Genomic DNA, 7,959 nt, shown 5'->3' with positions numbered 1-7,959 from the left:
CATCGTGCCCTTGTAGATCGGCATTTCAACGCTCGGCGAATTGTCGCTGAACGATAGCGTGGCTTTAACATCTGACGGGGTCATGGCACATCCTCAATCGAAGTATGGAAACAGGGTTTCGATAATTGCACGCGTGGAACAACGGACTGGCTTCTCTCAAGCAGTGCGCAGCAGCTCCAGCACCCGGACTACATCCGGGTCTGCAAGGTCGCCTTCTGGTTCCTTGCGCGCGAGCAGCAAGTCCATCAGGTCGTTATCGCTCAGCTCGAGCAGGCGTGTAAGTGCGCCTACGTCGGCGTCGCTGAGGTCATGCTCGTATTTGCCGAAAAAACGCTCGAAAATCAGATCGTTTTCCAGCAAGCCACGCCGGGCGCGCCAGCGAAGGCGCGCCCGCCGAAGCGGGTCGGACTGATGTGAGTCTTCCATCTCAGACAGCGCGGCGAACCATCAATTCCTTGATCTTGCCGATCGCCTTCGTCGGGTTGAGGCCCTTCGGGCACACATCGACGCAGTTCATGATCGTATGGCAACGGAACAGACGGTACGGGTCTTCCAGGTTGTCGAGACGCTCGCCCGTCGCCTCGTCGCGGCTGTCCGCGATAAAGCGATAGGCTTGCAGCAAGCCTGCCGGACCGACGAACTTGTCCGGGTTCCACCAGAAGCTCGGGCACGACGTCGAGCAGCTTGCGCACAGAATGCACTCGTACAGGCCGTCCAGCTCTTCGCGTTCTTCCGGCGACTGCAGACGTTCCTTTTCCGGCGGCGGCGTATCGTTGATCAGGTACGGCTTGATCGAATGATACTGGTTGAAGAACTGCGTGAAATCGCAGATCAGGTCGCGCACGACGGGCAGGCCCGGCAGCGGACGCAGCACGATCTTCTGCGGCAGGTCGTTCATGTTGGTCAGGCACGCCAGACCGTTCTTGCCGTTGATGTTCATCGCGTCCGAACCGCACACGCCTTCGCGGCAGGAGCGGCGGAACGACAACGTTTCGTCTTGCGCCTTCAGCTTGAGCAGCGCGTCGAGCAGCATGCGTTCGTGCGAGTCGATTTCGATCTCGTACGTTTGCATGCGCGGTGCCGCGTCCTTGTCCGGATCGTAGCGGTAGATTTCAAATGTACGCTTGGCCATTTCTGAATTCCTTTGACTTGTGCCTTAGAAGGTACGCGCTTTCGGCGGCACCGATTCGACGGTCAGCGGTTGCATGTGAACCGGCTTGTAGTCGAGGCGATCACCTTCGCTGAACCATAGCGTATGGCGCAGCCAGTTTTCGTCGTCGCGATGTTCGAAGTCGTTCTGGGCGTGAGCGCCGCGGCTTTCCTTGCGCGCTTCTGCGGAGACCATCGTGGCGCGGGCCACTTCGATCAGGTTCGCCAGTTCGAGCGCTTCGACGCGGGCCGTGTTGAACACCTTCGACTTATCCTTCAGATGGATGTTGTCGACACGTTCAGCCACTTCGCGGATGCGCTCGACGCCTTCGGCCAGCAGCTTCGACGTGCGGAACACGCCGGCGTGTGCCTGCATCGTGGCGCGGATGTCGTTCGCGACGGATTGCGTGTATTCGCCCGACGAGGACTTGTCCAGCTTGTCCAGACGCGACAGCGCGAAGTCGGCAGCGTCGGCCGGCAGCGGCTTGTGCTCCTTGATTTCCTTCACATGCTTGACGATGTGGTTGCCGGCCGCGCGGCCGAACACCACGAGGTCGAGCAGCGAGTTCGTGCCCAGGCGGTTGGCGCCGTGGACCGACACGCACGAGCATTCGCCGACTGCGTAGAAGCCGTTGACCGGATCTTCATGACCCTTCGACGTACCCACGACCTGGCCGTGAATGTTCGTAGGAATACCGCCCATCTGATAGTGGATGGTCGGCACGACCGGGATCGGTTCCTTGATGCAGTCGACGTTCGCGAACTTCAGCGCGATTTCGCGGATCGACGGCAGACGCTTCATGATCGTCTCGGCACCGATGTGCGACAGGTCGAGCAGCACGTGATCCTTGTTCGGACCCACGCCGCGGCCTTCCTTGATTTCCTGGTCCATCGAACGCGAAACGAAGTCGCGCGGCGCCAGGTCCTTCAGCGTCGGCGCGTAGCGTTCCATGAAACGCTCGCCATTCGAGTTACGCAGAATGCCGCCTTCGCCGCGCACGCCTTCGGTAATCAGCACGCCAGCACCAGCCACGCCGGTGGGGTGGAACTGCCAGAACTCCATGTCTTGCAGTGCGATACCCGAACGCGCGGCCATGCCCAGGCCGTCACCGGTGTTGATGAACGCGTTCGTGGAGGCCGCGAAGATCCGGCCTGCACCGCCCGTGGCGAACAGCGTGGTCTTGCCTTCGAGGATGTAGACGTCGCCGGTTTCCATTTCCAGCGCGGTCACGCCGAGCACGTCGCCGTCGGCGTCGCGGATCAGGTCCAGCGCCATCCATTCGACGAAGAACTGCGTCTTCGCTGCCACGTTCTGCTGGTACAGCGTATGCAGCAGCGCGTGACCCGTACGGTCAGCCGCCGCGCAAGCGCGTTGCACCGGCTTTTCGCCGTAGTTGGCGGTGTGGCCGCCGAACGGACGCTGATAGATCGTGCCGTCCGCATTGCGGTCGAACGGCATGCCCATGTGCTCCAGTTCGTAGACGGCGTTCGGTGCTTCGCGGCACATGAACTCGATCGCGTCCTGGTCGCCGAGCCAGTCGGAGCCCTTGATCGTGTCGTAGAAGTGATAGTGCCAGTTGTCTTCGCTCATGTTGCCGAGCGAGGCGCCAATGCCGCCTTGAGCAGCCACTGTGTGCGAACGCGTCGGGAACACCTTCGACAGCACGCAAACCGACAAACCGGCGCGCGCCAGTTGCAGCGAAGCGCGCATCCCCGAGCCGCCTGCGCCGACGATGACCACGTCAAACTTGCGACGCGGCAGAGAATTCTTGATTGCAGCCATTCTTTTATACTCTCCAGAGAATCTGCGCAGCGTAGCCGGCACACGCCAGCAGCCAGACGATCGTCAGGGCCTGAAGGAGCAGACGCACACCGACGGGCTTGATGTAGTCCATCCAGATGTCGCGAATACCCACCCACGCGTGGTAGAACAGGGACAGCAGCGTCACGAACGTGGCGAGCTTCATCCATTGCGTCGCGAAGATCGACGCCCAGCCGTCGTACGAAAATTCTTGCGCGCCGAAGAACCACACGAGCAGGATGATCGTGTAGATCGCCATGATGGCGGCGGTGATGCGTTGTGCGAGCCAGTCGCGCAGACCGTAGTGCGCGCCGACGACGAGACGCTTCGGGCCGATTCGGTTGTTAGCTGCCATTTTTTTAGAATGCTCCGAAGAGTTTGAGCGCAAAGGCAATCGTCAGAAGCGACGAGACGATCAGCACGACGATGGAGGTTTGCTTGCCCTTTTCCTTGGTGACCGCGCCGTGGTTGGTGTCCATCGCCAGGTGACGGATACCAGCGCAGAAGTGGAACAGGAAGGCCCACGCGAGAACCAGCGTGATGAGCTTGACGATGATGTTGGAGAGGAAGCCCTTGAAGACGTCAAAGCTGAGCTCTGAGGTAAGGCTTTGATCGAAGAGGTACAGCAGGAACGGAAGGAACACAAAAAGCAGCCCACCGCTGAGGCGATGGAGAATCGACACACGCCCCGCTAGTGGGAGACGGTACGCCGTCAATATTTGCCCGATACCGATGTTCCGGAACTCCGGCCTCGGTTTTTTTACGGCTTCAGCCATGCTAGACCCCTACTATGTAGTAACACTAATCCGCAATTTTAGCGCCTTTTTATATCGCGCTGCAGCGAAAAACCCCACAGGTCCTTTACTGCACACGAGACAATGGCGTCGTCAAGAGGGCATCACGCGCTACGCCCAACACCCTTGAACACATCGATCCAGCCTGAAGACCCGGATGCCCGGCAAGCCGGTTTTAGCTGAGATCGTTCTGATAGTAATACCCGGTTGTGACATACCATCCACGCCGGACTTCGACGGGACGGTCCCCATAGGTATAGGACACTCGCTCCACCGATAGCAATGGAAATCCGGGCGGCACCTGCAGCAGATCGGCGACCGACGGGTCCGCCGCGACCGCGCGAATCTTCTCGGAAGCCCGGATCATGCGGGTTCCGAACTCCGTCTCGAACATCGCGTAGAGCGGACCTTTGTACTCCGAGAGCCGCTCGAGCGTGAGCCCGCGGAACACCATGCCGGGCAACCAGATTTCGTCGAGTACCGTGATTTCACCATCAAACTGCAAAAGCCGCTTGATGAGCACGACGGGATCGGCCGGCTTCAGGTCGAGCTGCCGCGCAATATCGGCCGACGCACGCAGGCGACGACATTCGAGCAGGCGGCTAACGTGGGGATGCTCGGCGCCGTCATCGGCAAGTAACCTGAGGAAGCGAAACTGCGCACGGTCTTCATTGTGCGTCGCAACAAAAGTGCCTTTGCCCTGGCGGCGCACCAGCAGGTTATCCGCCGCCAGTTCGTCGATCGCCTTGCGGACGGTGCCCTGGCTCACCTTGAAGCGAGCCGCCAGCTCGACCTCGCTGGGGATGATTTCACCAGGCTTCCATTCGCCCGACTCCAGGCTCTGTGTAATCAGCCCCTTGATCTGTTGATACAAGGGGCTGAAAGTAGGCGATGTAGCAGGCGCAGCGGCAACAGGCACGGCCTCGCCTGGTCCCCCAGGGCCGTTAGGATTCGCAGTGCTCGCCGGGTTCGCAGTCATGCGCGCATTTCATCATAAAGGTCCATCTTCCGTCCAGAGCTTTCCCGGCAATAGATATGTCTTATATAAGACATAAGATAATGTTGACTTTGTGAATGCCGAATCCTACACTCCTTCGCGAGCAAGGGTTTGCGGGCAAATCCGGCGGCTTTTCCCCAAGTATCTCCCGATACTCCAGGTCAACCGCTTTGCACCGGCAGCCGCTCTGCATCATGCTGCTGTCTCTCGCGGTTCAGCTTTCGATTCGCCGGTCTTTGTCCCGTCAGACGCTTCGGAAACACACCCTTGCAGGAGCCCGGCACCATGCAGTGGCCACCGGCGTCTCGTGCGCCCCACGCTCCGCTGCACAGGTTTCCGGCATGGCGGTCTCGCCGCAACGCGCGTTCCAGCCTCGGTTTTCAGCTTGAGGCGCCGCGTAACAGTGAATTCCGTCGTGTTTCACAACGCTTCGCCTAACGCGCATATAGAATGGCGTTTTCCCTAGCGTCTAACGCATCGTCCTGGAGAATTCTCAATGGCTAAGCCCGCAAAGCGCGTTGCCGTCACCGGCGCCGCAGGTCAAATCGCTTACTCCCTGCTGTTCCGCATCGCCAATGGCGACCTGCTCGGCAAGGATCAGCCGGTGGTCCTGCAACTGCTCGACCTGCCGCAAGCGCAAGCCGCCGTTAAAGGCGTCGTGATGGAACTGGATGATTGCGCGTTCCCGTTGCTGTCGGGCGTCGTGATCACCGACGATCCCAAGGTTGCTTTCAAGGATGCCGACATCGCCCTGCTGGTTGGCGCACGTCCGCGCTCGAAAGGCATGGAACGTAAGGATCTGCTGTCGGCCAACGCCGAGATCTTCACGGTGCAAGGCAAGGCGCTGAACGAAGTCGCCAGCCGTGACGTGAAGGTTCTGGTGGTCGGCAATCCGGCTAACACGAATGCTTACATCGCGATGAAGTCGGCGCCGGATCTGCCGAAGAAGAACTTCACCGCCATGCTGCGTCTGGACCACAACCGCGCGCTGTCGCAACTGGCCGCCAAGTCGGGCAAGCCGGTCGCGTCGATCGAAAAGCTGGCCGTGTGGGGCAACCACTCGCCGACGATGTACCCGGACTTCCGCGTTGCAACGGCAGAAGGTCAGGACCTGACTAAGCTGATCAACGACGACGAATGGAACCGCAACACCTTCATCCCGACCGTCGGCAAGCGCGGCGCAGCGATCATCGAAGCGCGCGGCCTGTCGTCGGCAGCGTCGGCAGCCAACGCTGCAATCGACCACGTGCGTGACTGGGTGCTCGGCACGAACGGCAAGTGGGTCACGATGGGCATTCCGTCGGACGGTTCGTATGGCATTCCGGAAGACATCATTTACGGTGTGCCGGTGATCTGCGAAAACGGCGAGTACAAGCGTGTCGAAGGCCTGGCAATCGACGCGTTCTCGCGCGAAAAGATGGACGCTACGCTGAACGAGCTGCTCGAAGAGCGCGAAGGCGTCCAGCACCTGCTCGGCTAAGCGCCTGATGCAGACCAGCCGGGACTCCGTTGCACAGCAGCGGGTTCCGGTTTTTTACGTGCGTATCCGATCCGAACGCGTTTTGTGCCGCTTGGTGCGCTGCCGCCCCAGCCCTTCGAGCAAAACCTGGGCAGAACGCGTCCGAATCCGATTCCTCAACGAGAACCCACGCCCTTAACGCCGAAGATGCGCGCACTGACTCCCGCCGAAGTGCTGTTTGACGGCGAAGCGCCGCCCACTGTCCTGCCTGCCTGCGATCACTACGCCGGCAGCGAGAAGCTGATGCTGAAATCGCTCGCTTTGCAGCAGGAGTTGGGGCCGGTGTTCGACATCACGCTCGATTGCGAAGACGGCGCCCAGGTGGGCCGCGAGGCCGAGCATGCGGAGCTGGTGGCGTCGCTGCTGGGCAGCGAACACGACCGGTTCGGCCGCGTCGGCGTGCGGATTCACGATTTCAATCATGCGCACTGGCGCGACGACGTGCGCCTGATCCTGCGCGCCGCCAGACGCGCCCCTGCCTATATCACCCTGCCGAAGATCCGCAGTGTCCCCGATGCCGCCGAAATGTGCGCCTACATCGAAGCGACGCGGCGCGAACTCGGCATCGCTCAGCCCGTGCCGGTGCAGTTGCTGGTCGAAACCCACGGCGCGCTGGCGCGGGTCTTCGAGCTGGCCGCCCTGCCGGGCGTCGAAGCGCTGAGCTTCGGTCTGATGGACTTTGTCTCCGCGCACGACGGCGCGATTCCCGATACCGCCATGCGCTCGCCCGGCCAGTTCGATCACCCGCTGGTGCGGCGCGCCAAGCTCGAAATCTCCGCGGCCTGCCATGCGCACGGCAAGGTGCCGTCGCATAACGTCAGCACCGAAGTGCGCGACATGAGCGTGGTGGCCAACGACGCCGCCCGTGCCCGCAACGAGTTCGGCTACACGCGGATGTGGAGCATCCACCCGGCCCAGGTGCCGGCCATCGTCGCCGCCTTCGCACCGCGCGAAGACGAGATCGCCACCGCCGCCGAGATTCTGCTGGCCGCGCAGTCCGCCCATTGGGGTCCGACGCGCCATCACGACACGCTGCACGACCGCGCCAGCTACCGCTATTACTGGTCGGTGCTGCGCCGCGCCCGCTCGACCGGGCGCAGTGTGCCGGCCGAAGCCGCCCCGCTGTTCAACGAGACGTGAACGGAGACCGCTGGAGATGAGCGAAAAGATGCAAGCCGCAGGCACGACTGGCGAGACCGGCGCCCCGGGCGCGTTCAAGCCGAAAAAGTCCGTGGCGCTCTCAGGCGTGACGGCGGGCAACACCGCCCTGTGCACGGTCGGCAAGACCGGCAACGACCTGCATTACCGCGGCTACGACATTCTCGACATCGCCAGCACCTGCGAATTCGAGGAAATCGCCTACCTGCTGGTGCACGAAAAGCTGCCCACCCAGGCCGAACTCACCGCCTACAAGACGAAGCTGAAGGCGCTGCGCGGCCTGCCCGCCAACGTCAAGGCCGCGCTCGAGTGGATTCCGGCTGCCGCCCATCCGATGGACGTGATGCGCACCGGCGTCTCGGTGCTCGGCACCGTGCTGCCCGAGAAGGACGACCACAACCTGCCCGGCGCGCGCGACATCGCCGACCGGCTGATGGCCTCGCTCGGCTCGATGCTGCTGTACTGGTACCACTACTCGCACAACGGCAAACGCATCGAGGTGGAAACCGACGACGACTCGATCGGCGGCCACTTCCTGCAT

At 61.7% G+C, this 7,959-nt stretch carries 9 protein-coding genes; 3 read left to right on the top strand and 6 right to left on the bottom strand.

All coding sequences use genetic code 11. The annotated features are described in order from the left end of the window. Positions 1–156: 156 nt before the first annotated feature. The 6 genes from AC1ECK_RS36520 to AC1ECK_RS36495 all read right to left on the bottom strand — a co-directional run bounded on the left by AC1ECK_RS36520 (position 157) and on the right by AC1ECK_RS36495 (position 4,723). The gene (locus AC1ECK_RS36520) at positions 157–426 is read right to left on the bottom strand and encodes an FAD assembly factor SdhE (RefSeq protein ID WP_480328153.1); all 270 of its coding nucleotides are present in this window, start codon (positions 424–426) and stop codon (positions 157–159) included. A gap of 1 nt (position 427) precedes the next feature. Beyond that, complete coding sequence (locus AC1ECK_RS36515; RefSeq protein ID WP_480328151.1) at positions 428–1,132, bottom strand: succinate dehydrogenase iron-sulfur subunit; 705 nt, start codon at positions 1,130–1,132, stop codon at positions 428–430. 24 nt (positions 1,133–1,156) lie between these two features. Next, the gene (gene sdhA / locus AC1ECK_RS36510) at positions 1,157–2,932 is read right to left on the bottom strand and encodes a succinate dehydrogenase flavoprotein subunit (protein ID WP_480328149.1); all 1,776 of its coding nucleotides are present in this window, start codon (positions 2,930–2,932) and stop codon (positions 1,157–1,159) included. Positions 2,933–2,936: 4 nt separating this feature from the next. Beyond that, positions 2,937–3,305: a succinate dehydrogenase, hydrophobic membrane anchor protein gene (sdhD, locus tag AC1ECK_RS36505; RefSeq protein WP_424069692.1), complete on the bottom strand. Its 369-nt coding sequence runs from the start codon at positions 3,303–3,305 to the stop codon at positions 2,937–2,939. Positions 3,306–3,309: 4 nt separating this feature from the next. After that, positions 3,310–3,726: a succinate dehydrogenase, cytochrome b556 subunit gene (gene sdhC, locus AC1ECK_RS36500; RefSeq protein ID WP_480328147.1), complete on the bottom strand. Its 417-nt coding sequence runs from the start codon at positions 3,724–3,726 to the stop codon at positions 3,310–3,312. 193 nt (positions 3,727–3,919) lie between these two features. Next, entirely contained in the window at positions 3,920–4,723 is an 804-nt protein-coding gene (locus AC1ECK_RS36495; protein ID WP_480328145.1) for a GntR family transcriptional regulator, read from the bottom strand. Positions 4,724–5,237: 514 nt separating this feature from the next. Here AC1ECK_RS36495 and AC1ECK_RS36490 point away from each other — a divergent pair. From AC1ECK_RS36490 to AC1ECK_RS36480, 3 genes are all read left to right on the top strand, one after another. Then, positions 5,238–6,221 (top strand): malate dehydrogenase, encoded by a 984-nt coding sequence (locus AC1ECK_RS36490; RefSeq protein ID WP_480328143.1) that lies wholly within the window; start codon positions 5,238–5,240, stop codon positions 6,219–6,221. 186 nt (positions 6,222–6,407) lie between these two features. Further along, entirely contained in the window at positions 6,408–7,400 is a 993-nt protein-coding gene (locus tag AC1ECK_RS36485; protein ID WP_480328142.1) for an HpcH/HpaI aldolase/citrate lyase family protein, read from the top strand. 16 nt (positions 7,401–7,416) lie between these two features. After that, a partial coding sequence (locus AC1ECK_RS36480) for a citrate/2-methylcitrate synthase (protein WP_480328140.1) occupies positions 7,417–7,959 on the top strand: 543 nt, incomplete at its 3' end.

The organism is Paraburkholderia sp. SSBN10T (assembly GCF_056619545.1).
This window is presented reverse-complemented; position numbering and strand designations above follow the sequence as displayed.

What these genes read in the sequence shown, in the direction of transcription:
- AC1ECK_RS36495 (WP_480328145.1), bottom strand. Translation starts at nt 4,723, where the DNA reads ATGACTGCGAACCCGGCGAGCACTGCGAATCCTAACGGCCCTGGGGGA.
- AC1ECK_RS36515 (WP_480328151.1), bottom strand. Translation starts at nt 1,132, where the DNA reads ATGGCCAAGCGTACATTTGAAATCTACCGCTACGATCCGGACAAGGAC.
- AC1ECK_RS36490 (WP_480328143.1), top strand. Translation starts at nt 5,238, where the DNA reads ATGGCTAAGCCCGCAAAGCGCGTTGCCGTCACCGGCGCCGCAGGTCAA.
- sdhC (WP_480328147.1), bottom strand. Translation starts at nt 3,726, where the DNA reads ATGGCTGAAGCCGTAAAAAAACCGAGGCCGGAGTTCCGGAACATCGGT.
- AC1ECK_RS36520 (WP_480328153.1), bottom strand. Translation starts at nt 426, where the DNA reads ATGGAAGACTCACATCAGTCCGACCCGCTTCGGCGGGCGCGCCTTCGC.
- sdhD (WP_424069692.1), bottom strand. Translation starts at nt 3,305, where the DNA reads ATGGCAGCTAACAACCGAATCGGCCCGAAGCGTCTCGTCGTCGGCGCG.
- AC1ECK_RS36485 (WP_480328142.1), top strand. Translation starts at nt 6,408, where the DNA reads ATGCGCGCACTGACTCCCGCCGAAGTGCTGTTTGACGGCGAAGCGCCG.
- sdhA (WP_480328149.1), bottom strand. Translation starts at nt 2,932, where the DNA reads ATGGCTGCAATCAAGAATTCTCTGCCGCGTCGCAAGTTTGACGTGGTC.